Genomic DNA, 24,663 nt, shown 5'->3' on the forward strand with positions numbered 1-24,663 from the left:
ATAAGTCAATGTAAAATCTTAAGAGCGTGGCGCGAAGTGATTAGATAGTTATAGTGATAAGTATTGTCTTAAGCAGCACTCATGTGCTGCTTTTTTTAAAAAAGGAGGACCACAATGCTCACCCGTATCCATATTAAATATTATTATACCCTTGGTACGTTATTGGCTGCGTGCTTATGTGTGGCGCTTCCTTATGTGTTACTTAAGCTTGTTTTTGCGTGGCTTGCATTATCTTTAGGCTTGGTGAGTTCGGCGTATTGGTTTAATAGCGCAGGTATTTTCCGTAAACGCCAAGATGGCAGTATTCCTTGGTATATAGGTTGGAGTTTTATTCCGTTTTTATTGGGTTGCCAGCTATATAACGCCTGGGCGAGAAAAAATGACAAAGTTCCAGCAATACAAAAAATTGATAAGCAGTTGTATTTAGCCTGCCGATTGTTTTCGGGCGATATTGACCGACTTAAGCATGAGAAAATAGATGCTATTTTAGATGTTACTGCAGAATTTGATGCATTAGAGTGGACTCTAGTTGATGAAAATATTGCCTATTTAAATATTCCGGTATTGGATCACAGCGTACCTAGCGTTGCACAGTTAAATCAAGCGATTAATTGGTTACATAACCAAGTCAGTAATGGCAAAAATGTCGTAGTACATTGTGCATTAGGTCGAGGGCGTTCGGTGTTAGTGCTAGCCGCTTACTTAGTGTGCCGTGAGCAAAATCGTAATGTTAATGATGTGCTGAAATCTATCAGTAGTATTCGTCAAACCGCGCGGTTAAATAAATGGCAGTTAGCGGCCGTCGAAAAAATGCATCGCCTGAATCAAATTCATATCCATAAACGCGCTTGGTTGATTGTGAACCCAGTGTCAGGTGGCGGTAAGTGGCATGATGAAGCCGATCATATAACTCAAACCTTGAGCGATTATTTTCAGCTTGAAGTCTTATATACCACTAAAGACAAGTCTGCGGTGCAACTAACCGAACATGCCAAAAAACAGGGTGCTGATATTATTGTTGCTTGTGGTGGAGATGGCACAGTTAACGAGGTGGCATCGGTGATTGTCGACAGTGATATTTACCTAGGCATTATTCCTATGGGCACCACTAATGCACTTAGTCACACCTTGTTTGGTATCACCAGTAAGTTAGTACCGGTATCGCAAGCGCTTGATATTTTGATTCAAGGTTATTCTCAGCGCATAGATACTGCCATGTGTAATGAGCAATTGATGTTGTTGCTAGCGGGCTTGGGCTTTGAGCGGAAAATGATACAGAAAGCCGATCGTGACCGCAAAAATGAGCTCGGACAGTTGGCTTACCTTAATGGTTTGTGGGAGGCGATAGATGAAAATCAGCCTTTGTCGATGAAATTACAGCTTGATAGTGGTGATATTCAAATGATTAACACCACGAGTTTAGTGATTGCCAATGCGGCGCCATTCACCAGTGTATTAGCCCAAGGAAATGGTGAACCCAATATTACCGATGGTTTGTTAGACATTACTTGGATTGAGTCCAGTGAGACATCACCACAACAATTATTGAGTATGACCGAGCTATTATTTGCCGGATTAACAGGCGAGCGTGAAGATGATCAGCAGAGTGGAATTCATCATGAGCAAGCTAAGACGATTCAGTTGAGCACGGACTCGTTGTGCAAATATGTTATTGATGGTGAGTTATTTGAGTCTGAAGATTTATGCATCAAGGTTAAACCTAAGTCATTAAATGTGTTGCTGCCTCAAGCGAGCAAACACATTTAATCACTTAGCACGCTGTTAAGGTTCGTCTGGACTCGTTTGGTCTTGGTATTTACTTAACTTGTTATAAAGGGTTTTAACGCTGATACCTAATTGTTTTGCAGTTTCATTTTTATTGCCCATAGATTCATCAAGGGCCTGATAAATTGCAGCTTTTTCTAGTTCGTCGAGGCGCATGCCCACAGGTATTTGTACGCCGTCAGTTAACGGCTCTGTTGAAGGTTCTAGCGATGACACCATGATATGGCTCGGTAAAATTTCGTTTTCTGCCAGAATATATGCACGTTCAATAGCGTGTTTCAATTCGCGGACATTACCAGGCCATTTTTGTTGTTGGATCAGATTAAGTGCATCATCTGAAAACATTTTTGTGAGTTTTTCAGCTGTGTTTCGATATGCCAAAAAGTGCTGTGCGAGTCCACTTATGTCGTTGTTACGGTTGCGTAATGGTGGCACTTGGATGGGAAAATGCGCTAAACGAAAATATAAGTCTTCGCGAAAATGACCCGCATCAATAGCGTCGGCTAGATCGCGGTTAGTGGCGGCAATAATACGAACATTGGCTTTTTTAAGATGTTGTGAGCCCACTGAGCGATATTCATTATTTTCGAGTACGCGTAGTAATTTTACTTGGTGTTCTAACGGCATTTCGGTGACTTCATCAAGAAATAAGGTGCCGCCTTCTGCCTGCTCAAATACACCACGGTGATCTCGATGAGCACCAGTAAAAGCGCCTTTTACATGGCCAAACAGTTCGCTGTCGACCAGTTCAGGGCTTAATGCACCACAGTTAATTGCGATAAAGGGTTCGTCGACTCTATGACTAGCCAAATGAATAGTATTGGCAACGAGCTCTTTACCTGCACCGCTTTCACCAACGATGAGCACGTTGCTCTCGGTGACAGCGACTTTACGAATAGTGCGATATAACTTGTGCATCGCACGCGATGAACCAACCAATAAACCATATTGGTCTAGTTCACTCGAAAAAGGCTGTTTTTGCTTAGTCGATTGCGATTTGAAGTCTCGGGCAAAGTCTTCTAGCGTGTCGTTAATCACATCAGCATCGTAAGGCTGGCGAAAATGATAACCAGCCGTTTTTGACATTAAATGATCTAAGTTGGGATTTGGCTTACCTTCGGTTAAGAAGATGAGCTCAATATCAGACATTATCGAACTGTCAGTTAGCTCAGCGTATTCTTGTTGGCTTAATTGTGACAGTTCAATGATAGCAACGTCTATTGAGTTACTCTTTAGTTGGTCTAACCAGGACTGGTCAACTGAGCTGGCAATCTTATTAAAGTGCTGGCTACTTGGTAAAGCAAGTAGACGAGCTTCACCTTCTTGACGGTGTAAATGGTAAAAAAGTGTTGGACGTGGCATGCCGATTCACTCCCTGTGGTATGTAGTCCAATGTTTGTCTCGGGTGTCGTGTGACAACTAAAGACAATCATTCAGTGTTGTTAGGCCATTAACGTGTAACAAAATATTATAATAACACTAATAATCAGATGGTTAATTAAATTTTGTCCATGTGCAGACGTGCTTATGTTTAGGCTTTGCTTACATAATATGTGCTGGATCTCTATAGGTTATACAACCTATAGAGCAAAGTACTAGTTAAATTATCGAATACAGGAGGATTTGCGTTGAAATCATATACTCGAGACGAACAAGTTGAGTCCGATGTGTGGCTTTTGCATGAAGCGATTGATTTATGCCAAGAGGGCGAGCAATTTTATGCCCAAGCAATACTAGGGGCCGACGATTACAACATTAAGCGGGTTTTTATCCATATGGCTGACATTAGAAAATGCATGCTAACGCGTTTAACACCATTATTTACGTTGATGCGATCCAGCCAAGCAAGACCTATGGACAGTAAAACCTTTCACCAACAATCTTCATATAAACACTATGCTAAGGCCGAACACCTGATACAGGATAAACCATTACCGCAGGTGATTGCAGTATTGGTTGAAACTGAGCAACAAGTATTAACTCAATTAAAGTACGCCGCTAAAAAAACTAAAAATAAGCGTGTCGCAGGGCAACTTGCCGAAGGCATTGCTTGGCTACAGATGAGTTTTGATACCATGAAACACCTTTCCGTTGCAGGTAATTAGTCTGCGGGTAATAAAAACGCCTGATAATGTTGATTCTCAGGCGTTTTTTGTTGATGTTCGCTTCGTCACCTTTTAAGTCTAGTCGAGGTTAAGCCACTCTTGATTGCCATGAGGAAAAATTTACCTAGTATCGGTAAAAAAGTCCGATAACATTACTATTAAAAGTCATCATAGCAATGAAAAAATTTAATTAGTTGTTATTTTACATGTGGTTATAATTGTTGGCATGATTCGCGCATTATAATCCTTGATATTAACAACGGAGGAAATCTTTATGAAAAAGACCACATTATCTGTAGTAATGAGCATCATGTTAGGTTCAATGGCATTCGGTGCAAGTGCAGCACAAGATTGGCAAGATGATGCAAAAGATGCGTGGATCGATGGTAAAGCTGAAACCACACTTTTGTTAAATACTAATTTGAATTCATTCGATATTAATACTGACGTACATGATGGCAATGTGACCCTAACAGGTAAAGTTAACAGTAGTGTTGATAAGGCACTTGCCGGAGAATTAGTGAAAAGCTTAGATGGCGTTAAAGACGTCAATAATGAATTGTCGGTAATGAAGCCTGATAGCGATAAAGACACTAATGATCTCGCTAAAACCCTCACCGATTCAAAAGTCGCTACCGTAGTCAAAACGCGACTATTATTCTCAGCCGACGTATCTGGTACCGATATTGACGTTGAGGTAAAAAATAGCGTGGTAACATTAAAAGGTTCGGTATCGAGTGATGCTGAACGTGATTTAGCTTTAATGATTGCCAAAAATACTGATGACGTAAAAGATGTTGTTAATAAGTTACGTGTCACTCAGTAATCTATTGATAATCTTTAAACCAGCCTTTGGGCTGGTTTTTTTATGCCTAAAATAGGCAATAAGTCACTATATTTTGATTATTAGCAACTAAAGTTAGCCGACTGGTCTATTCTTGTTTATCCTGTCATTGAAATGGAGGCTCAATGAACAAAAGTGCAGCAAGTAGACAATCAATATGCGCCGTAGGCGAAAAGCTTTTTGCGTTACACGGTTATAGTGGCGTGGGCATTAAATTAATTCTCGACGAGGTCGGTATTCCTAAAGGGTCTTTTTACCATTACTTTGCCAGTAAAGAGGCGTTTGCGGCAGCCGTTGCCGAACATTATTTTCAATTACGTATTCAACCTATTGCTATCGATTCAAGCGTAAATTTTAAAACTAATTTATCAACAATGCTTAATGGGTATCATCAACTCATTGATGAGCTGTTTAGTGGCAGTGAGCCTCGTGGCTGTTTAATGGGTAACTTAATGGTTGAAGTCAGTAGCAAAGCGCCTTTATTGCATCAAACCTTAAACCACCTTTATGATCAATGGTTGGGCTTATTGAGTGCGCTTATCGAGCAGGGGCAGCTGCAAGGCCATATCCGTACAGACTTGCCAGCATTAACACTAGCGAGTGTTTTTTGGGCGAACTGGCAAGGAACTATGCTACGCTGCCAAATTAAAGTCGATAAAATGGCTGCTAAGCGAGCTTTAGTGCAGTGTATGCAGATGATGACTCGATAGATTCAAGTGCTGCAGCAGTGATTTTGAGCGTGTATTGTGAAAACAATATTGCTATATAGAGCGGTTTTTTCGGTGTTTGGAGTAGGGTTAATTGGCTAAAAGATTATTACTTAGTTGTTTGGTTTTACTGCTGTCGGCATGTGCGTCTAGTCCGCAAGTGGTTATCGCACCTAAGCCTGTGGTAGTTCCACCCATGCTTAAGCAAGCAGCGCCCAAGTGGAGCGAGTCAAGCCTGTTAAGTTTTCATAATCAATGGAAAGGTACGCCATATCGTTTAGGTGGCCTGAGCCGAAATGGCGTAGATTGTTCAGGGTTTGTGTATTTGGCCTACCTGAACATTGTCGGCGACAAACTACCTCGCACAGTGAATTCACAAGGGACTTTGGGTAAAGACGTGCCGCGCAGCCAGTTACAAACCGGCGATTTAGTTTTTTTTAAAACCACTCGGACGGTTCATCATGTCGGTATTTACATGGGCAATGATCGTTTTTTACATGCCTCGACTAAAAAAGGGGTAAAAATTTCGAGTTTGAATAATATCTATTGGAAGCCTCGTTTCTGGTTTGCAAAACGCATAGACAATCCAACGTTTGAACAAAACATGTCGATAGCCAGTCTGGTCGAACATGCTCAACAGCAAGACCATTTATAATTTGGCAGCAGTTTAACAGCTGGTGCCGTTTATTTGCTTCAATCCTAGGCCTGCATCTGAAGTATTGCTTGGGTTGTTTTCACCGCTTAGCATCGATATATTCATGTTATAAATAGCTGTTTAGGCTAAAACCACGACGTAAACGGACCCGTTATGCCAGACTCCAAGCATTGGACATTAAAAAGTATTGCCAAAGAATTAGGTGTGTCGAATGCGACGGTATCTAATGCGTTTAATCGTCCAGATCAGTTGTCGGAAAAACGCCGCACAGACATTCTCGCTGCCTGCAACGAGCTAGGATATTTTGGACCTAATAAAGCCGCGCAATCTTTAAGGCGTGGTAAATTTGATACGGTCGCATTGGTGTTGTCGGACAGTATTGAATACATGGTGTCAGATCCTGTGGCCAGTAAATTTATGAAAGGTGTTGCGGCCGTTTTCGAGCAACATAAAATTAATTTACTGTTGTTTTCTGGTAGCTCTGACAATGTGAATGGCGTCAATGATTTTGTCGATGGCTTTATTTGTTATGGTCGCCCCCGTAACCGTTTATTAGCTGAGCAATTGAAAAAAATCCGTAAAAAAGTGGTAACGGTCGACTTTAATATTCACCGTAGTGCTTCGGTGAGTATCGATAATAAAGCCGGTGCCTATGAAGTGGCCAAGTTGGCGATTCAATCTGAGCAAGATCAGGTCGCAATTCTTGGATTACGCTTGCTTGATACCCATTTAACCTGCCGCGTGTATGATATTCATTCTATGGAAATTGACACGTCTGTAGCGCATCAGCGTTTGCAAGGTTATTTGGATGCCATTGGTGATACTGGGGTTAAGCTTGGTGATGACCGCATATGGAATATCCCTGAAAGTAATGCCGACTTTGCGACCATAGCTGCCAAAGAGGCGCTTAATTGTGTACCGCGTCCGAATGTATTTTTGTGCATGAGTGACTTAATTGCCTTGAGTTTAATGCGCGAGGCAATCCAACAAGGTTTACGCATTCCACAAGATGTTCGAGTGGTGGGTTTTGATGGTATTGACGAAGGTACTCGGGCGATCCCGCCGCTGACGACTGTGTTCCAGTATTCAGAACAAAAAGGCCGTAAAGCCGCTGAAATGTTTATTGCTGATGCCCATCATGCTGAAGTGTTAGGTTATGAATTGTCACGTGGTGGCAGTTGTTGATGTAATATTGATGACCGGACGATTTCGATACAAATAAGGCGCCTAATAGGCGCCTTATTTACGTTTGAGCTTAAATTACCCGTCAGATTATCTGCTATGTTTAGCCAATAAATCGGCCAGCACAATATGGGTCGATTGTTGCGCTGCAACTATGTTGATATGGGTTTCTTTAGTGGCAAAGTTCACGCTTAACTTGGCTGAACTGTCGCCATGCACCCAAGAAAGTGTTAACTGATTAGCTTGGTTTGTCATGGTGAACTCACCATTAAAGGCATCAACGTTATTGCGAAGAGTGATCAGCTCACATAGCGTTTTAACAACTGGTTTTTGCATCGCGGTTTGAATGTCGCTTACCTGTAGATAAGGGCGGTTAATGTCACGACCTACCTGAGTTTGATTCAGCAATTCCATGGCATTAGGCACAGCCAATAAACCTGTGTAATACACCTGCGGAATACCTGGAGCAAAAAATTGCACGCTTCGAGCGATTAAATAATCAATGTCATTTTGGCCAAGCGCATCGTAGTAGGTGCAATTAACTTGATATAGATCGACATTGCTGGCTGCCGCGCCCGTTGCTTGTAAGCTTTCACCTTTGCTATTGCTATGGATGCGGTTAACTAGGTTATCAATTTCTGCAGCGGTTAATAAACCTGCTTTATTGCCGACAGGGCCTGCGTCGATAATACCAATACCGTCATGCGTGTCTAATACTGTGACACAGTTGCGTGGTGCAATGGATAGCCAATGGCTTAATGCACTGACATCTTGGCTAAACAGGCTGTGAAGGATCAATGGTGGCAGCGCAAAGTCGTACACCATGTCTACCCGCTTAGCGATATCGAGTTGGGTCATGTAGTGCGAGTGAATTTCGGCAAGGGTCGTCATGCCTAGGCTGTTGGCTTTTTTGGCTAACTCATCGACAAATTCAAATGACTCTTCAATCATAAAGCAGCTAGTGCCCGGCTTTTTAATCGCATAGCCAGCAGCGTCAAGACGAATAAGATCGACTTTGCTTTCATGAAAACGCGTTAGCACCTTGTTTAAATGCGCCTGACCTGCAGCGGTATGCACATTAATATCAATTTGGTTTGAGGTAAAAGTCGTCCAAAACTCGGCTTCTGTCCCGTCGGCAAGTTTATAGGTAGTGAAGCAACTCCCTGGACGTGGACGATAAATTTTAGCTTGGTTTTCTGCGCTCAACCCGTCTGGAAATACGCTCTCTTTAGTTAAAAATAAATCCCAGTAAACAGAACTTTTACCGTTGGCAAGTACGTCTTGAAACTCGGTAGACTCCGCTGACATGTGGTTAACGATTAAGTCGGCCATGATGTCGTATTGCTGGCCAATCTGCTTTACGTCATTCCAATCACCAAGACGTTCATCTACTTTTGCATGGTCTATAGGGTCAAAGCCAGCATCGCTGCCGTCAATTGGATAGTAAAAAGGTAACAGATGTACGCCACCAAAGAGATTATGAAGTTCTGTGTCGAGAACCTGTTTGAGTCCTTTTAAGTCTGAGTGCGCTATACGATCTACGTAAGTGATCAGCTGAACATTATTTTTCATTTTGGTGACTCTTAAAGTAAGTATTTAAAAAAACTTAATCGATTAAGTTGTATATTTAACCAATATGAAACATTATTCAAGGGCTTTGTTTAAATATTGAATTCGTTTTCTGTGGGAGAAGACGAATGTGTCGCCATAAATAGACAGTGTGACCACAAAGAAAACATATAACAATAAGGTGAGAAGTATGGTTAACCATATGAAAGAGCTAGATAATTGCGGTAACTCTAGGATAAGAATACTAACGTATTTAATGTTTTTTATGTTTGCCATGACCTCTGATGCAGTGGGAGTGATTATTCCTGAGTTGATTAACACATTTGACTTATCGATGTCACAAGCGAGCGCATTTCATTACATGCCAATGCTTTTTATTGCATTAAGTGGGCTGTTTTTAGGCTTTCTGGCAGATAAGTTAGGCCGGAAAGTAACGATTTTAATTGGCTTACTGTTGTTTGCGCTGGCCAGTTTTATGTTCGCTTTAGGTGAGTCATTTTATTATTTTCTATGTTTGTTGGCACTAGTGGGTATTGCTATTGGAGTATTCAAAACTGGCGCGCTAGGGTTAATTGGTGATATTTCAACTAACTCAAAACAACATTCAAGTACCATGAATACCGTTGAAGGCTTTTTTGGTGTGGGTGCTATGGTTGGTCCGGCGATTGTCAGTTATTTATTGATAACAGGCGTGTCGTGGAAGTATCTGTATTTTGGTGCTGGGGCGTTTTGTTTAATATTATGTTGGTTAGCTTACAAGGCTGAATACCCGCAACTTAAGCGCTCATCTACTCAAAATATTAATCTCGCCAGTACGTTTAGCATGATGAAAAACCCTTATGCATTAGGCTACTCTTTAGCTATTGGGCTTTATGTTGCTACTGAAGTGGCTATTTATGTTTGGATGCCGACGTTATTACTCAACTATGAAGGTGAGTTGGCATTAATCGCAACGTATGCGTTAACTATCTTTTTCACATTGCGGGCATTGGGACGTTTTCTGGGGGGATGGATCCTCAATCAATTCAGTTGGCAACAGGTGATGTTTTGGTTCAGTCTGGCAATTAGCTTATGTTATTTAGGCGCTATGGTGTATGGCATTTCGGCTGCGGTTATTTTATTGCCTTTATCAGGTTTGTTTATGTCTATGATGTATCCGACATTAAATTCTAAAGGGATCAGCTGTTTCCCAGTTGATCAACATGGTTCGGTTGCTGGGGTCATTTTATTCTTTACTGCACTTTCTGCTGCATTAGGTCCCTTGTTAATGGGACTGGTAGGCGACATATTTGGTCATGTTAAATACGGGTTTTATTTAGCCACCGGCTTTGCATTTATGTTGTGCTTTTTGGCAGCATACAATCTGTTTCGTGACCCCTCAGGGCATTTGTTAACCGCTGACGCTAAATAATCAACAACTACTATTATAAATATTTAATTTATTAAACATCTACTTAGGCGATTTTTTAATCCGGTTAACGATAATTGAACATAAATTGTACTTGCAATTTACTATTTAGTTGCTAACTTGTAACTTAATCGATTAAGTAAAAGGTTTAAGTTTAGCGCCTTGATTAGCTATTGAGATAGTTTGGGGCTTAGTTCGATTGATGAATATATTACTGATGTTGTTATGGGGAGATAAGACAACATCAATACACTCTATGTGGGGACATAAAAATGATAAAAAGCACATCTAAAAAATTTGTATTGAGTACGCTAGCTGTGATGGTCAGTTCAAGCTTGTGGGCTGCTGACACTGACACGGTGGAAACTAAAAAAGACGCCATTGGTCTTGAGCGCATTGTGGTAACGGGTGTCGCACGTGGTACACGTGTAATGGACTCGAGCGTGTCAGTGAGCAGTGTGTCACCAGAAGATTTAGCAATTAGCTCACCTCGTTCATCAGCCGAAGCGTTCCGTATTATTCCGGGCATGAAGGTTGAATCGACCGGTGGTGAAGGTAACGCCAACATTGCAGTACGTGGTTTACCGGTTGCCTCTGGTGGAGCTAAATTCTTGCAAATTCAAGAAGATGGTTTACCTATTTTACAGTTTGGTGATATTGCATTTGGTAATGCGGATATTTTCTTACGTATTGATTCTACAACACAAACTATTGAATCAATCCGTGGTGGTTCAGCCTCAACAGCTGCCAGTAACGCACCAGGCGGTATTATTAACGTCATTAGTAAAACGGGCACCAGTGATGCAGGCAGTATTTCGTCTACTGTGGGTCTTGATTACGATACTTTGCGTACTGATTTTGAATATGGCGCAAGCATTAATGACTCAATGCGTTTTCATATTGGTGGTTTTGTACGTACCGGTGATGGTCCGCGTGATCCTGGTTACACCGCGAACAAGGGTGGCCAAATTAAAGCTAACTTAACCAAAGAATTTGATTCTGGTTATGTGCGTTTGTATGTAAAGCACTTAAATGATAAGAGCATTGGTTATTTGCCGATGCCAATGTATTCAGATGGCAGTTCAATACCTGGATTTGATGCCCAATCTGATACGGTTCATTCGGCTAACATGTTATCAACCCTGCGCTTAGATGCTGACGGCAATATCAGCCGTGGTGATATGCGTGATGGTATGAATCCGATTGTGAATTCAGTTGGACTAGAAGCTTCATTTGATTTAGGCGATGACTGGTTAGTTGAAAACCGTTTCCGCATCTCGGATGTTAGCGGTAATTTTATGTCGTTAATGCCTGCCGAAGTGGCTAACAGTTCGAGTATTGCTGACAGTATTGGTGGCAGCGGATCATCACTGATTTATGCTAATGGTGCCAAAGCGGGTCAAGCATTTGATAGTGATTTAGCTATGCGCGTACACAGTTTTGATGTGACCATGAATGACTTTGGTTCTATCGTCAATGACATGAAATTAACCAAGACGTTTGATGATTCTAATGTCACTTTTGGTTTTTATACTGCCACGCAAAATATCAATATGACTTGGATGTGGAACTCTTATTTGATGGAAGTGCAAGGCGATAATGCCGCGCTTTTAGATGTGGTCGGTGCCGATGGCACTGAGTACTCAGATAATGGTTTATACGCTTATGGCGTGCCTTACTGGGGCAATTGTTGTCAACGTAACTATGATTCAGACTACACTATTAAAGCACCGTATATTGCAGCGTCATCTAAGTTCGGCGATTTATCATTAGACGGTAGCGTGCGCTATGACTCTGGCGATGCCAGTGGTTACTATGCGGGTAATGTGCAATCACAAGTGGATATGAACCGTGATGGGGTGATTTCTCAGCCTGAGCTAAGTGTGTCGTCAATTGATAATGCTAACCCACAGTTAGTGAATTATGACTGGGGTTACCTGTCATATTCATTAGGTGCTAACTATCAAGTATCTGAAGATTTAGCCGCATTTGGTCGTATCAGTCATGGTGGTCGTGCCAATGCTGACCGTTTGTTATTTGGTAAAGTTAATGCCGATGGTTCAGTTTCTGACGAAGACTCTGTGGATGAAGTAGACCAGTACGAAGTGGGTGTGAAGTATCGTTACGATAGCATGTCGCTATTTGCAACGGCGTTTTACTCTGAAACAGAAGAGCAAAACTTTGAAGCCACTAGCCAAATATTCTTTGACCGTAAATATGAAGCCAAAGGGATTGAGTTAGAAGGTGCTTATTATGTTGGTGATTTCGATTTTCGCGGTAACGTAACTTGGACCGATGCTGAAATTGTTAAAGATGCCCTTAATCCAAGTGTAATTGGCAACACACCTCGTCGCCAAGCTGATTTTATTTACTCGCTAATGGGCCGTTATAACTTTGATAAAGGCTCTGTTGGGGTCAATTTGATTGGTACCACTGAGTCTTATGCTCAAGATAATAATGACCTAAGTTTTGATGGTTATACTCAAGTCAATGCGTTTGCATCTTACCAGTTAACCAATGCGTTATCCGTCGCGCTTAACGTCAATAACTTGTTTGATACTGTGGGTATTACAGAAGCTGAAGAAGGTTCGGTACCCGATAACAATATCATTCGTGCCAGAACCATTAACGGTCGTACAACCAGCGCAACGGTTAAGTACGAGTTTTAATCTTTTATTGTCATAACCTTAGTTGTAATAGTATTAGTTGTATTAGTTTTTAGAAATCCCTGTTAACAAGCCCATGCAAATGGGCTTTTTTTTGGACGTTTTATATGAGTACATTATTGAGTTTTGGTGAAGTATTAATTGATTTACTTCCGGTGGGCCATTCTGGTTTGGTTCACGAGCCTATCCCTGGCGGCGCGCCTGCCAATGTCGCTGTGGGTTACGCTAAATTAGGTGGTAAGAGTCTTTTTGCTGGTGGCATTAGTGCTGACGATCATGGCCAGTTGTTAACAAATACACTGGTAGAACAAGGTGTTGATGTTAGTTGTTTAGCATTAATACCAGATGCTGCTACTGCCACAGTGTTAGTTAGTTTGGATGCGCAGGGGGAGCGGTCGTTTAGCTTTAATCGGCAGAACACTGCTGACATGCTATACCGTGAAGCTGATTTTGATGCTATCGACTGGTCAAAAATTGATATTTTTCATCTTTGTTCTAATACCTTTACTGAAAAGGCTATTTTCAATGCCAGTCTTTATGGTGCTAAAAAAGCGCATAAGGAACAAGCATTAGTCAGTTTTGATGTTAATTTACGCTTGTCATTATGGCAAGACACTCGGTTGTTATCAGCCCGTGTGGAGCAATGCTTTCGTTATACTCACGTGCTTAAAATGAGTAAAGAGGAAGCACTGTATTTGGCTCAGGAGCGTGGGACATCATTTGACGAATATTTAGCATTCTGTATTGGACAAGGGGTGAGGTTAATTTTGGTCACCAATGGCCCAGAGTCCATTTTATGTCACAGCGCTGAATTTTCCTTTGAGTTGCCGGTGCCTAAAATTGTCGCCACAGATACTACAGCCGCCGGAGATAGTTTTGTTGCGGGGTTCTTATATGAACTTGGCAGTGATGAAGGATATTTAGCGCCAGAGCTTTTAGTGCAAAAATTGCTTAATCGAGTGAAGGTTCAAACGGCTGCTGAGTTTGCGATTAAGTGTGGTGCGATAACGTGTGCGAAAAAAGGCGCATTTCCTGCGTTGCCCGTTTGGTCACAAGTGCAATAATGGATCAAGTGGGTGTAGAGTAGCGTTATTAGTCATAAAAAGAGGTCACCCTAAGGTGACCTCTTTTTGGTTATCATTGAATCAATAGCGTGGTTAATCTTGGGTTATGCTTGATTCAGCTAATGCGGTTTTATTTTTGCCACGTTTTGCGAGGGCATAATAAAACAGTGGTGTTAAAATAAGGCCAAAAATAGTTACCCCAATCATGCCAGAGAATACCGCAACACCCATTGCTTGACGCATTTCTGAACCTGGTCCGCTAGAAAACACCATAGGTACCACACCCATAATGAAGGCTATCGAGGTCATTAAAATAGGTCGTAAACGTAAGCGGCCGGCTTCAAGTATGGCCTCTAATGGTTCCATGCCATCATCTTGTAACTCTTTGGCAAACTCAACAATGAGAATCGCATTTTTGGTTGCTAGCCCCACCAGGACAATTAACCCAATTTGGGTAAAGATATTGTTATCTCCACCGTAGATAAGTACCCCTGTTAATGCCGACAATAGCGTCATTGGAATAATCAGAATAATGGCTATAGGTAAGCTTAGGCTTTCATATTGCGCGGCTAAAACCATAAACACTAACAAGATAATTAATGGATAAATATACGCGCCCGCATTACCTGCCAGGATCTGTTGGTATGTGAGTTCAGTCCACTCGTACGTCATGCCATTAGGTAAGGTTTCAGCTAAAATCTTTTCAATGGCAGCTTGTGCTTCACCGCTACTAAAGCCAGGTGCAGCACCACCATTGAGCTCAGCAGTGGTGAAACCGTTGTAATGCATGACTCGGTCTGGACCAGATGAATTGGTGACATTAATAAATGAACCAATAGGCACCATTTCACCTTGGTTGTTACGTACTTTTAGTTGGGCGATTTGTTCAGGGGTTTGTCTAAACTGCTCATCTGCTTGTACGTTAACTTGATAAGTGCGACCAAATTGGTTGAAGTCGTTGGCGTAAACCGAACCCATGTATCCCTGCAGGGTGGAGAACAATTCGTCTAACGACACCGATTGCTGTTTGGCTTTGGTGCGATCAATATTCACTTCAAGTTGTGGCACATTGACTTGATAACTCGAGAATACTCCTGCTAACTCAGGCGTTGCCCATGCTTTTTGCATCACTTGCATGGTCACTTTATACAACTCTTCGTAACCGTAATTAGCACGATCTTGAATTTGTAATCTAAAGCCACCAATGGTGCCTAAGCCTTGCACTGGCGGTGGCGGGAAAATCGCAATAAATGCGCCGTTAATCGAGGCGAATTTTTGATTTAACGCGGCAGCAATAGCACCTGCCGATAATGATGGATCTGTGCGATCGGCAAAGTCATCCAGCGGGGTAAACAAAATGGCGCTGTTAGTGCTATTGGTAAAGCCATTAATGCTTAAACCTGGAAAGGCGACAGCATGGGCAACACCTGGTTGATCTAGTGCAATACGCGACATTTCTTTCACGATAGCTTCGGTGCGATCTAATGATGCAGCATCAGGTAACTGAGCAAAGGCGATAAGATATTGTTTATCTTGCCCTGGTACATAACCTGTTGGAGTGCTTGAGAATTGTAAACCAGTTAAGCCGACTAAACCGATATACAAAATACCAATGACAGCCCCAAAACGAATGATTTTCTTCACTAACCAGCCGTAACCGTCAGACATACGCGCAAACATGCGGTTAAACGGTTTAAATAACCAGCCGCCTAGCAGTTTATCCATACCACGGGTCAGCAGATCTTTTTTCTCGTGATGACCTTTAAGCAATAATGCCGATAAAGCAGGGCTAAGGGTTAACGAGTTAATTGCCGAAATAAAAGTGGATATGGTAATGGTTAGCGCGAACTGCTTATAAAACTGCCCAGTTAAGCCTGACATAAACGCAGTAGGAATGAATACTGCTGCCAATACCAATGTGGTGGCAATAATTGGACCGGTAACTTCTTTCATTGCCTTTTGCGTGGCAGCAACGGGTGATAATCCGTCAGAGATATTTCGCTCAACGTTTTCAACTACCACAATTGCATCATCGACCACGATACCAATCGCCAGCACTAAGCCAAACAGTGATAAGGCATTTAATGAGAAGCCCATTAGGTGCATAAAGGCGAAGGTACCCACAAGTGATACCGGAACCGCCACTAATGGAATAATGGATGCGCGCCAGGTTTGTAAAAACAGTACTACTACTAATACAACCAGCAATAATGCTTCGACCAGTGTCTGTACCACAGCTTTAATTGAGCCACGCACGAACACGGTTGGATCGTAGACGATGTCGTAGGCTAAGCCTTCTGGGAATGACTTAGACAGTTCTGCCATTTTAGAACGAACATCATCAGATATTTGAATTGCGTTAGAGCCTGATGCTTGGAACACTGGTAATGCAGCCGCGTCTTTATTATCTAGCATTGAGCGCAGGGCATAAGTCGACGCACCTAATTCCACCCGGGCAACATCTTTTAAACGAGTGATCTGACCTTGATCGCCCACTTTAACAATAATGTCTTCGAACTCTTCAACATTGGATAAACGACCTTTGACGTTAATCAGTAATTGGAAATCACTGTCGCCACTTGGTTGTGCGCCTAAACTGCCAGCTGCAGCTTGTTGGTTTTGCTCACGAATAGCAGCAACAATATTACTCGGTGATAAGCTTAAGGCGGCCACTTTATTAGGGTCTAGCCACACGCGCATGCTGTAATCGCCGGCGCCAAACACGCGCACAGCTCCTACACCGGTAATACGGGCTAATTCATCTTTGACCTTCAATACCGCATAGTTAGACAGGTATAACATGTCATAACGGTCATCGGGTGAGGTTAAATGCACCACCATGGTTAAGCTTGGTGATGATTTTTCAGTGACTATGCCTAAGCGTTGTACTTCTTCTGGTAACCGTGGTTTTGCTCGCTCAACACGACTTTGTACTTGAGTTTGAGCTAAATCAACATCAGTACCAATTGCAAAGGTGATGGTGAGCGTCATGCGGCCATCAGACGTGGCTTGAGAAGACATGTACAACATGTTTTCGACGCCGTTAATCTCTTGTTCTAGCGGGGATGCAACCGTTTCAGCAATGATTTTAGGGTTAGCACCTGGGTAGTTTGCCGTAACAACCACGGTAGGTGGTACCACTTCTGGGTATTCGGTAATGGGTAATTGCCATACTGCTAGTGCGCCTGAAATAAAGAACAGCAGCGACAAAACAGCGGCAAAAATTGGTCTTTTAATAAAGAATTGAGACAACATTATGTAGTTTCCTTAACCCTGACTTGCGTCATCAGCAACACGTGCTGTTAATGGCTGGTTATCGAGGAGGCGTTGTGCTTGATGTAATGCTTCTAATTTTTCGCTATCAGCCATGTCGGTTAGGTTTGGCTCAATAGTGACATTAGGGCGCACTTTCTGCAGACTGTTTACCACTATGGTGTCGTTAGGTGATAAGCCAGCAGTAATAATACGTAAGCCATGAAGTTTTTCACCTAGACTGACACTTCGATATTCAAGGGTGTTTTTGTCATTTACCACCAGAACAAACTTGTTATTTAAGTCGGTAAAAATGGCTTTGTCGTCAATTAAAATACTGTCGTATGACTCACTACCAGCAATGCTGATACGGGCAAATAAGCCGGGTAATAATTGATTTTCTTGGTTGGCAAAGTTAGCTCGAACCCGAATAGTACCAGTTTGTTGATCAACGGTATTATCGACAAAGTCGATCACACCTTGATGATTAAAGCTGGTTTCATTTGCCAGAGCCATAACCACAGCGTTGTTACCTAAACGTGGATTTTGACGTTTGTTCTCAAACGATAACGCGGCATATTTTAAATACGTTTGCTCATCGATATCGAAATAAGCATACATATGCGATGTAGAGACTAAACTGGTGAGGTGCGTTTGACCCGCAGTGACATAGTTGCCTGCCGTTTCATTAGCATATGACACTCGACCAGTAATAGGTGCGGTAACCTGGGTATATTCAACGTTAAGTTGGGCGCTAGTTAATGCAGCTTTAACTGACGCAACCGCTGCTGCAGTTTGATGCATGTTAGATCGGCGAGTATCAATCAGCTCTTCTGAAACCGCTTTTTGATGAAACAGTTTATTGGCTCGCTCATAATCATTTTCAGCAAGTTGATTAGCTGATATTGCACTGGTTAATTCTGCTTTAAGACGCTCATATTCAGCAGTAAAAACCCTCGAGTCGATGGTAAATAACACATCACCTTTTTGAACCAGTGCGCCTTCTTTAAAGTTAATCGATTCAATATAGCCTGATACTCTAGGGACTAAGGTCACTTTTTCAGGAGCTTGTAAGCGTCCGGTAAATTGATCCCACTCGGTAATGCGCTCATAAAGCACGTTAGCTACGTCTACTTTAGGCGCTGCAGGTGTATTCGCCTGTTGTGCAGGTTGTTCTCCACATGCCACTAATAGCAATGCCGTTAGGCTAACTAGTAAAGTGATTTTAATTGATTTTAACGTCTTCATGGTGCGGTCCTTTAATCAATAGCATTTACGTTTTTTCAGCAGGCTGTAGGGTGCGTTATATTGGTATACGAGTTCGTTTTATACCGATAGGTATAAAACGTTCTGTACCGAACGGTAATATATAGATTAAAATAACCCTGTCAATGACTTTTGTACCGATAGGTATTAAATTATTTTGACAAGAGGTTCAATAAGCGGGAAAATAAAGTAACATCACTATTTGTAAGGTGATTTGTTGCGATGAAATAGCGTTAATCAATACTTGTTAAATTGTTATAGTTGCGACTAATCTGCATAATATTAACCCTGATGTGGCTTAATATTATGCTAAAGTATGCGGGTTGTTTGTCATAAAAGTTAGTTAAGCTTTTGATAAATAAAGCTCCGTTAATATAAGAGGTACTATTTATGACAATAACCAAAGCAGCTTGTGTTGGTCGCCCTCGTGGGTTCGATATCGACTTGGCATTAGAGCAAGCGCTTAATATTTTCTGGCGTCATGGATATGAAGGAACTTCTTTAAACGAGCTCACCGAGGCGATGGGGATCAAGAAGCCTAGCTTGTATGCCGCATTTGGTAATAAAGAGCAGCTATTTTTAAAAGCTATCGATTTATATGAAAACCGTCCAGATTCATTATTTAATACAGCTTTTAAACATCAACATATTGCTGATGTGGTTCGCGGCCTATTGCTTGGTGCTGCAGCCAAATTTACTGACTGTAGCCATCCTCAAGGTTGCGCATTAATTAATAGCACCCTGTCCTGTAGTGAAGCGAGCGAATCAATTAAGCAAGCCGTTTTAGAGCGCAAAGCACGGCATAAGCTCCAATTAGTCGCTCGATTTGAGCAAGCTAAGCAGCAAGGTGAGTTAAATGCAGATTGTCAGCCTGCAGTGTTAGCTCAATTGATTACGACCTTGTTTCAGGGGATGTCGATTCAGGCATCTGAAGGGGCAAGCATTGAAGAGTTACTGCAAATTGCCAACATGGCCGTAGATGGTATTTTGATCTTGTACATTAATCCTAAGTAACTTAGTCACTCATCCTCAAAATTAACCCGTAAATCAATTGATACTGTACTTTTTGGCAGTATCAATCTTGTTTAAACATCCACTATTCTCTAGACATCTTCTCTATTTGTTGCTTGTTATTAAGCTCCAACAGTCGCTATGGTAATACTATAAAATGTTGCTTTAACCACAACAGATAAGTTTACCGAATAAGCTGATCTATAGCTCCCAGTGTTATCGTATCCTTTTGTAATATAGATGGTTATCCAATCCGAGCAATCAAAAGGTCTGGTTAGCATTTAGCATCGACTGTGGGCTCATCGCAACTGACTCAATAGGAAGAACCCCTACTATTAATTATATGCATAACTCTTTTGAGTGTCGGTAGTTAAACCCAGTAGACAGATAATCACCCTATCAATAGCCCCTAAGGTTATGCCATTGTGTTAAGAGGGCTCTGTTTATCAACTTGAGATTTTGTGAACCCACATTTATTTGGTAGATTACTCTCCTATAAATGCATTACTGATTTAACCTCATAAGGGAAAAATAACCATGAGCAAAGCTAAAATCGGCATCGTGACTGTGAGTGATCGTGCCAGCGCTGGCGTGTACGAAGATTTGTCTGGTAAAGCCATTATTGAAGTATTGAATGCGTATTTAACGTCTGAATGGGAACCTGTTTACAAGGTGATACCTGATGAGCGTGACGTTATTGAAGCCACATTGATTGATTTAGCCGATAATCAAGATTGCTGTTTAATCGTCACCACTGGTGGCACGGGCCCTGCAAAACGCGACGTAACGCCAGAGGCCACCGAAGCTGTGTGCGACAGAATGATGCCTGGTTTTGGTGAGCTAATGCGCACCGAATCATTAAAGTTTGTGCCAACAGCTATTTTGTCTCGTCAAACTGCAGGTCTTCGTGCCAACTCGTTAATTGTTAATTTACCTGGTAAACCTAAGTCAATCCGCGAATGTTTGGATGCTGTATTTCCCGCAATACCTTATTGTATCGACTTAATGGACGGACCATTTTTAGTCTGTGACGAAGCCGTGATAAAGCCGTTTAGACCGAAAGCGAAGTAGTATTTAAGCTAGCTCTGTATTAGTTTGCTGTTGTTGCAGGCCAATACAGAGCTAATGACCATTGCGATTATTCATTAACGTTTGCTTGATAACCGGGTTCATTTGCTGTGATAGATGAGTTTTATGTTTGTACCTGTTTGTGTTTCTTATTATTGATTATGTTGTAAAAAGTACTTTGAGTCATATTTAGTACTACACTAGCAATATATCTTCAGTAGGGCTGGTTCATTATGACATTAAAACGTTTTTCGCTTTTATTGTTGTCTTCACTATTACTTGCAATAACCATGTTATTGGTGAGTATTTACTATTTTTTCTACCTTCCTGGAATAAAAACTGAAATTTTAGATCAGCAACAACAAGAATATAATTTGTTGTATTCTGCATTATCGTTATCAAAAAACAGCTTAACGACCTTGTGTTACGATTACGCCGTGTGGGATGAGTTAGTTGAATATATTGGTAACCCGACTGATGATTTTGTTCAACGCAGTATGCCTGACAATGCATTTAAAGCTGCAAATATTGATGCTGTTTTTGTCAGTGACATTAATAATGAGTTGGTTTGGGATTATCAGGATGACTCATTAGCATCATCCAGATTGTCACTCGTTGATTTAATTCATCAGCAAAATATACCATCTTTTGCTATTTTGCCGACAACAGCTGAAATTGCATCACAAACAGTGTCTAGCCGCAGTGGTTATATCGTTTTTGGCGGGGCGCTCATTTACTTTAGTAATACCACTATTTTACCATCGACTGGTTACGGTGAAATCGTTGGTAGTTTAACTATGGTCCGTTTAGTGGATAAAGCGTTAATTAAAGATATCAGTCAGTTTTCTTTAGTGAACTTTTCAATTGCTGATGTACAAACATCAACCAAAAGCATGCAAGAGTTTTTTAGTTTAAAACCGATTGAAAACATTGCGCCATCACACAGTTGGCTAATTCGTAATACATTTGATAACCAAGCAATACAGGTGACTTTACACCATAAAAAAGTGTCGTTACCCCAATTGAATTGGGTCTCGGCCATAACGATATTGTTGTCAATAGTGTTGATTGTTTCTCTCTCGTTAATAGCATTATCAAGACTGCTTATTAAGCCGCTTATTCGTTTTAACAAAAGCATTAATGACTCATCAGATAATAATTTTATGAGCAAAATGGCTTCCAATCATTTTATCGATGAAATCGAAAATGTGTCTTACTCATTTAATCAATTACTGCTTAAGTTTAACGCTCAACAAAATTACTTAGAGACCTTAGCGGTTCAAGATTCACTCACAGGCATTACTAACCGGAGAGGACTAGAATCATTTTCAAAGCGAATTATTTCACGTTGGCATCTGGAAAATATTGGTTTCAGTGTGATGATGATTGATGTCGATAATTTTAAGTATTTTAATGATCAACAAGGTCATCTTAATGGCGATGATGCATTAGTTGCCGTCGCGACCTGTCTGGTAAAGGTCATGGCTCCATATGATGCGCTTGCTTCTCGATATGGTGGTGAGGAGTTTTGTATAATTTGGGCCGATAATCATTATCAAAATATATTGAAAGTCGCAGAAGAAATTCGTGAGTCTATCGAGCAATTGCAGATCCCCAATAAAATAGATGGCCGAAATTGGGTCACCGTTAGTATTGGTGTTGTTGTGGTTGATGATAAATTAGCCGGCGTACAAAAATACAACTTTAGCGATGTACTACAACATGCAGATGAGCAACTTTATTTGGCCAAACAAACGGGGCGTAATACCGTCATAGTGGCGAGGTTTAGCAACTAAATGTGCCAAATATCGATGAGTTAACTCGATATTTGGCACTTTAGCGCAAGCACTACAACTTTTTAAATTGCTGCTTAAGCTCAAAATCGCTGTCAGTTACCAGTTTTTCTAACACTTGTATCCGTTCGATTAATGCTTGGTTTTGGGCTTTTATATCGGCGACACCATCGGCGTCAGCTTTTTGTTTATGCTTTAAATAATGTTTAAACATTTCGGATGCCGTGGTGCCGACAATAACAATAAATACTAACGCTATGATCGCAATATCGTTGTCCATAATATGCTCCTTGTTAATGCTCTTTGCTATATTAATTCGTGTAAATCATTTTTAAATCAAAAAGTTGTAAATCTACCAGCCTTACTCTAAACCGTTAAGGCTGGCGTCACACCGTTATCAATAAACGCTGATAACAGTAGTTATAAGCCAAAGACCACTTTTTCACTCTTAAGTGACTTCTCTAAGCCAGCGGCTAATCCAATGGCTATTACTGATGTGGCCACAGACGACACGATTAATTGCATCATTGGAATTTCACGGCCCTTAATAAAGTCCATTAAGGCTTGTTGCTGGCCCGACACAGGTAACCACTGCAATACGTCTGGAGCTATGTTGTAACTAGCGGCCATAGAAAGTGCCAAGGGGACAAATAACACCATGGTTAAGTATGATTGTGCCTCTTTGAAGGTTTTAGCCATAAACGACACATACAGTTGCAAGGTTGCAGCCATTAACGCGACGGGAATACCAACTAAGAACATTAAGCCCATAAAATCTTGAGTGATATTGACGGTAAAGCCAATTTCTTGCCACGGAACAAAAGGGTAAGCCACTTTAGATACCAGTAAAATCAAGATTAACCCCAGTAAAGCAAAACAGGTTACGGCAATGATTTTACCTATCACTAACTGGCGGGTGCTCATGGGATGGCTAAGCAATAACGCTAATGAATTACGTTCGCGCTCACCAGCACTGGTGTCGATAGCGAGGTTCATACCAGAGATAAACACTGAATACATCATAGTGAAAATGGCAATGCCCAAAATCATCCCACCTTTAGAGTCCGGTGTGGCTTGATCTTCAATATTTATTTTGAGTGGTTGGGTAATGCGTGGATTAATTCCACGGGCAATTAAACGTATGCTGCCCATTTCTGCGCTATATGTTTGCAGCTGACGTTCAAGTCGACGAATCGACTTTTGTAGCTTCTCATCTGAATTATCAGCAATCAATAATACTTCTGCCGGTTTGGCTTTAGCCATGTTAGCGGCATAATCATCGCTAATGGTTAAGATGATTTTTTTAGCTTGTTCATCTTCACCATGGTTTATGCCGTTATTACTTAAGTAGCGCACTAAATCTGGCGCCTTGTCGGCATTGTGGATGTTGATGTTTAAATCTTCAGGGCTAGATAACTGGCCAATTAACACCATAAACATGGCGCACATGATCAGCGGTGTACCGATGGCATAGTAAAGACCAGCCATTACCGATCGTTTGTCGCGTGCGGCGTCGACGAGTTCTTTACGCACCATTGCGAGTATCATTTTCATTATGCTGCAATCCCTTCGTCTGTTCCGATAAGTTCGATAAATGCATCTTCAAGCGAGTCTTTACCTGTTTGCTGACACAGTTCATCTGGGCTACCAATGGCAACAACTTTGCCGTTAGCCATTACGATGACGCGATCACACAAGGCGGCGACTTCTTGCATTACATGGCTTGAAAACAGCACGCAATGACCTTCAGCTTTGAGTTGCAATAAAATATCGCGCAGTAAGCGAGTGCTCATGACATCGAGTCCGCGAGTGGGCTCATCTAAAATGATGTTACTTGGCTTGTGCACTATGGCTTGTGCTAAGGCCGTTTTCATTCGTTGGCCTTGGGAAAAACCTTTGCAACGACGGTCGCTAATGTCTTCAAGCTTCAATTGTGCAATCACATCGGCGGTGGCTTGCTTGGCTTGTTTACGCGACATGCCACTGAGCTCGGCAAAGAAGCTAATATATTCACGCGGCGTAAGGCGCTCATACAAACCAAAAGGATCGGGGAATAAACCTAGCTGCTTTTTAGCACCAATAGGATCGATAGCGACATCAATATCATTGACGGTCGCGGTTCCTGAGTCAGGCTTAAGTAAGCCAAATAAGGTGCGTAAACAGGTGGTTTTACCGGCACCATTTGGGCCAAGTAATCCAGTGATTTGACCATTTTCAGCGCTAAAACTTAAATCATCTAACGCCTGCACATCGCCAATCTTTTTGGTTAAGTTTGCAACAGTAATCAT

19 protein-coding genes are annotated in these 24,663 nt (G+C 41.5%); 12 read left to right on the forward strand and 7 right to left on the reverse strand.

Annotation, left to right across the window (positions count from 1 at the left end):
• Positions 1-114: 114 nt before the first annotated feature.
• Positions 115-1,767, forward strand: a complete 1,653-nt coding sequence (locus GW828_RS12435; protein ID WP_124016637.1) for a diacylglycerol kinase family protein — start codon at positions 115-117, stop codon at positions 1,765-1,767.
• Between the two features lie 15 nt (positions 1,768-1,782).
• Here GW828_RS12435 and GW828_RS12440 read toward each other — a convergent pair whose 3' ends face one another.
• Positions 1,783-3,147, reverse strand: coding sequence for a sigma-54 interaction domain-containing protein (locus GW828_RS12440; protein ID WP_124016638.1), 1,365 nt, complete (start codon positions 3,145-3,147; stop codon positions 1,783-1,785).
• 266 nt (positions 3,148-3,413) lie between these two features.
• Here GW828_RS12440 and GW828_RS12445 point away from each other — a divergent pair, with 266 nt between their 5' ends.
• The 5 genes from GW828_RS12445 (at position 3,414) to GW828_RS12465 (ending at position 7,281) form a co-directional block, all read left to right on the forward strand.
• On the forward strand, positions 3,414-3,890 hold the full coding sequence (locus tag GW828_RS12445; protein WP_124016639.1) for a hypothetical protein: 477 nt from the start codon (positions 3,414-3,416) through the stop codon (positions 3,888-3,890).
• A gap of 274 nt (positions 3,891-4,164) precedes the next feature.
• Entirely contained in the window at positions 4,165-4,716 is a 552-nt protein-coding gene (locus GW828_RS12450; protein WP_182698188.1) for a BON domain-containing protein, read from the forward strand.
• A 143-nt stretch (positions 4,717-4,859) separates the two neighbouring features.
• Positions 4,860-5,444, forward strand: a complete 585-nt coding sequence (locus GW828_RS12455) for a TetR/AcrR family transcriptional regulator (RefSeq protein WP_182698189.1) — start codon at positions 4,860-4,862, stop codon at positions 5,442-5,444.
• Between the two features lie 91 nt (positions 5,445-5,535).
• On the forward strand, positions 5,536-6,096 hold the full coding sequence (locus GW828_RS12460; RefSeq protein ID WP_273059527.1) for a C40 family peptidase: 561 nt from the start codon (positions 5,536-5,538) through the stop codon (positions 6,094-6,096).
• 153 nt (positions 6,097-6,249) lie between these two features.
• Positions 6,250-7,281 carry a LacI family DNA-binding transcriptional regulator gene (locus GW828_RS12465; protein ID WP_124016643.1) on the forward strand — a complete coding sequence of 344 codons (1,032 nt, stop codon included), beginning with the start codon at positions 6,250-6,252 and terminating at the stop codon, positions 7,279-7,281.
• A gap of 87 nt (positions 7,282-7,368) precedes the next feature.
• Here the strand turns inward: GW828_RS12465 and gtfA are convergent, their stop codons facing one another.
• Positions 7,369-8,850 (reverse strand): sucrose phosphorylase, encoded by a 1,482-nt coding sequence (gene gtfA / locus GW828_RS12470; RefSeq protein ID WP_273059529.1) that lies wholly within the window; start codon positions 8,848-8,850, stop codon positions 7,369-7,371.
• Positions 8,851-9,037: 187 nt separating this feature from the next.
• On the opposite strand from gtfA, the gene GW828_RS12475 reads away from it, so the two are divergent.
• The 3 genes from GW828_RS12475 to GW828_RS12485 all read left to right on the forward strand — a co-directional run bounded on the left by GW828_RS12475 (position 9,038) and on the right by GW828_RS12485 (position 13,985).
• The gene (locus GW828_RS12475) at positions 9,038-10,258 is read left to right on the forward strand and encodes an MFS transporter (RefSeq protein ID WP_124016645.1); all 1,221 of its coding nucleotides are present in this window, start codon (positions 9,038-9,040) and stop codon (positions 10,256-10,258) included.
• A 269-nt stretch (positions 10,259-10,527) separates the two neighbouring features.
• The gene (locus GW828_RS12480; RefSeq protein ID WP_273059531.1) at positions 10,528-12,924 is read left to right on the forward strand and encodes a TonB-dependent receptor domain-containing protein; all 2,397 of its coding nucleotides are present in this window, start codon (positions 10,528-10,530) and stop codon (positions 12,922-12,924) included.
• Between the two features lie 104 nt (positions 12,925-13,028).
• The gene (locus tag GW828_RS12485) at positions 13,029-13,985 is read left to right on the forward strand and encodes a carbohydrate kinase family protein (RefSeq protein ID WP_273059533.1); all 957 of its coding nucleotides are present in this window, start codon (positions 13,029-13,031) and stop codon (positions 13,983-13,985) included.
• Between the two features lie 93 nt (positions 13,986-14,078).
• Here the strand turns inward: GW828_RS12485 and GW828_RS12490 are convergent, their stop codons facing one another.
• Together GW828_RS12490 and GW828_RS12495 are read right to left on the reverse strand one after the other, a co-directional pair.
• A complete protein-coding gene (locus GW828_RS12490; RefSeq protein WP_420542432.1) occupies positions 14,079-17,243 on the reverse strand; it encodes an efflux RND transporter permease subunit in 3,165 nt (1,054 codons plus the stop codon).
• A gap of 9 nt (positions 17,244-17,252) precedes the next feature.
• Positions 17,253-18,485, reverse strand: coding sequence for an efflux RND transporter periplasmic adaptor subunit (locus GW828_RS12495; RefSeq protein WP_182723142.1), 1,233 nt, complete (start codon positions 18,483-18,485; stop codon positions 17,253-17,255).
• Positions 18,486-18,893: 408 nt separating this feature from the next.
• Here GW828_RS12495 and GW828_RS12500 point away from each other — a divergent pair, with 408 nt between their 5' ends.
• From GW828_RS12500 to GW828_RS12510, 3 genes are all read left to right on the forward strand, one after another.
• A complete protein-coding gene (locus GW828_RS12500) occupies positions 18,894-19,517 on the forward strand; it encodes a TetR/AcrR family transcriptional regulator (RefSeq protein WP_124016650.1) in 624 nt (207 codons plus the stop codon).
• A 534-nt stretch (positions 19,518-20,051) separates the two neighbouring features.
• A complete protein-coding gene (gene mog, locus GW828_RS12505; protein ID WP_182698193.1) occupies positions 20,052-20,585 on the forward strand; it encodes a molybdopterin adenylyltransferase in 534 nt (177 codons plus the stop codon).
• 230 nt (positions 20,586-20,815) lie between these two features.
• Entirely contained in the window at positions 20,816-22,378 is a 1,563-nt protein-coding gene (locus GW828_RS12510) for a sensor domain-containing diguanylate cyclase (RefSeq protein WP_273059538.1), read from the forward strand.
• 52 nt (positions 22,379-22,430) lie between these two features.
• Here GW828_RS12510 and GW828_RS12515 read toward each other — a convergent pair whose 3' ends face one another.
• The 3 genes from GW828_RS12515 to GW828_RS12525 all read right to left on the reverse strand — a co-directional run bounded on the left by GW828_RS12515 (position 22,431) and on the right by GW828_RS12525 (position 24,663).
• The gene (locus GW828_RS12515) at positions 22,431-22,655 is read right to left on the reverse strand and encodes a hypothetical protein (RefSeq protein ID WP_124016654.1); all 225 of its coding nucleotides are present in this window, start codon (positions 22,653-22,655) and stop codon (positions 22,431-22,433) included.
• A gap of 140 nt (positions 22,656-22,795) precedes the next feature.
• Positions 22,796-23,929 carry an ABC transporter permease gene (locus GW828_RS12520; protein ID WP_273059540.1) on the reverse strand — a complete coding sequence of 378 codons (1,134 nt, stop codon included), beginning with the start codon at positions 23,927-23,929 and terminating at the stop codon, positions 22,796-22,798.
• Entirely contained in the window at positions 23,929-24,663 is a 735-nt protein-coding gene (locus tag GW828_RS12525; protein ID WP_124016656.1) for an ABC transporter ATP-binding protein, read from the reverse strand. The genes GW828_RS12520 and GW828_RS12525 overlap by 1 nt, the downstream gene beginning before the upstream one ends.

It is taken from the genome of Shewanella vesiculosa (assembly GCF_009994065.1).
In the GTDB taxonomy this organism is placed as follows: domain Bacteria; phylum Pseudomonadota; class Gammaproteobacteria; order Enterobacterales; family Shewanellaceae; genus Shewanella; species Shewanella vesiculosa.

Excerpts from the sequence above, each read along its gene's own strand:
- GW828_RS12435 (WP_124016637.1), top strand. The coding sequence starts at position 115 with ATGCTCACCCGTATCCATATTAAATATTATTATACCCTTGGTACGTTA.
- GW828_RS12440 (WP_124016638.1), bottom strand. The coding sequence starts at position 3,147 with ATGCCACGTCCAACACTTTTTTACCATTTACACCGTCAAGAAGGTGAA.
- GW828_RS12450 (WP_182698188.1), top strand. The coding sequence starts at position 4,165 with ATGAAAAAGACCACATTATCTGTAGTAATGAGCATCATGTTAGGTTCA.
- GW828_RS12455 (WP_182698189.1), top strand. The coding sequence starts at position 4,860 with ATGAACAAAAGTGCAGCAAGTAGACAATCAATATGCGCCGTAGGCGAA.
- GW828_RS12465 (WP_124016643.1), top strand. The coding sequence starts at position 6,250 with ATGCCAGACTCCAAGCATTGGACATTAAAAAGTATTGCCAAAGAATTA.
- gtfA (WP_273059529.1), bottom strand. The coding sequence starts at position 8,850 with ATGAAAAATAATGTTCAGCTGATCACTTACGTAGATCGTATAGCGCAC.
- GW828_RS12475 (WP_124016645.1), top strand. The coding sequence starts at position 9,038 with ATGGTTAACCATATGAAAGAGCTAGATAATTGCGGTAACTCTAGGATA.
- GW828_RS12480 (WP_273059531.1), top strand. The coding sequence starts at position 10,528 with ATGATAAAAAGCACATCTAAAAAATTTGTATTGAGTACGCTAGCTGTG.
- GW828_RS12485 (WP_273059533.1), top strand. The coding sequence starts at position 13,029 with ATGAGTACATTATTGAGTTTTGGTGAAGTATTAATTGATTTACTTCCG.
- GW828_RS12495 (WP_182723142.1), bottom strand. The coding sequence starts at position 18,485 with ATGAAGACGTTAAAATCAATTAAAATCACTTTACTAGTTAGCCTAACG.
- GW828_RS12500 (WP_124016650.1), top strand. The coding sequence starts at position 18,894 with ATGACAATAACCAAAGCAGCTTGTGTTGGTCGCCCTCGTGGGTTCGAT.
- mog (WP_182698193.1), top strand. The coding sequence starts at position 20,052 with ATGAGCAAAGCTAAAATCGGCATCGTGACTGTGAGTGATCGTGCCAGC.
- GW828_RS12510 (WP_273059538.1), top strand. The coding sequence starts at position 20,816 with ATGACATTAAAACGTTTTTCGCTTTTATTGTTGTCTTCACTATTACTT.
- GW828_RS12515 (WP_124016654.1), bottom strand. The coding sequence starts at position 22,655 with ATGGACAACGATATTGCGATCATAGCGTTAGTATTTATTGTTATTGTC.
- GW828_RS12520 (WP_273059540.1), bottom strand. The coding sequence starts at position 23,929 with ATGAAAATGATACTCGCAATGGTGCGTAAAGAACTCGTCGACGCCGCA.
- GW828_RS12525 (WP_124016656.1), bottom strand. The coding sequence starts at position 24,663 with ATGATTACTGTTGCAAACTTAACCAAAAAGATTGGCGATGTGCAGGCG.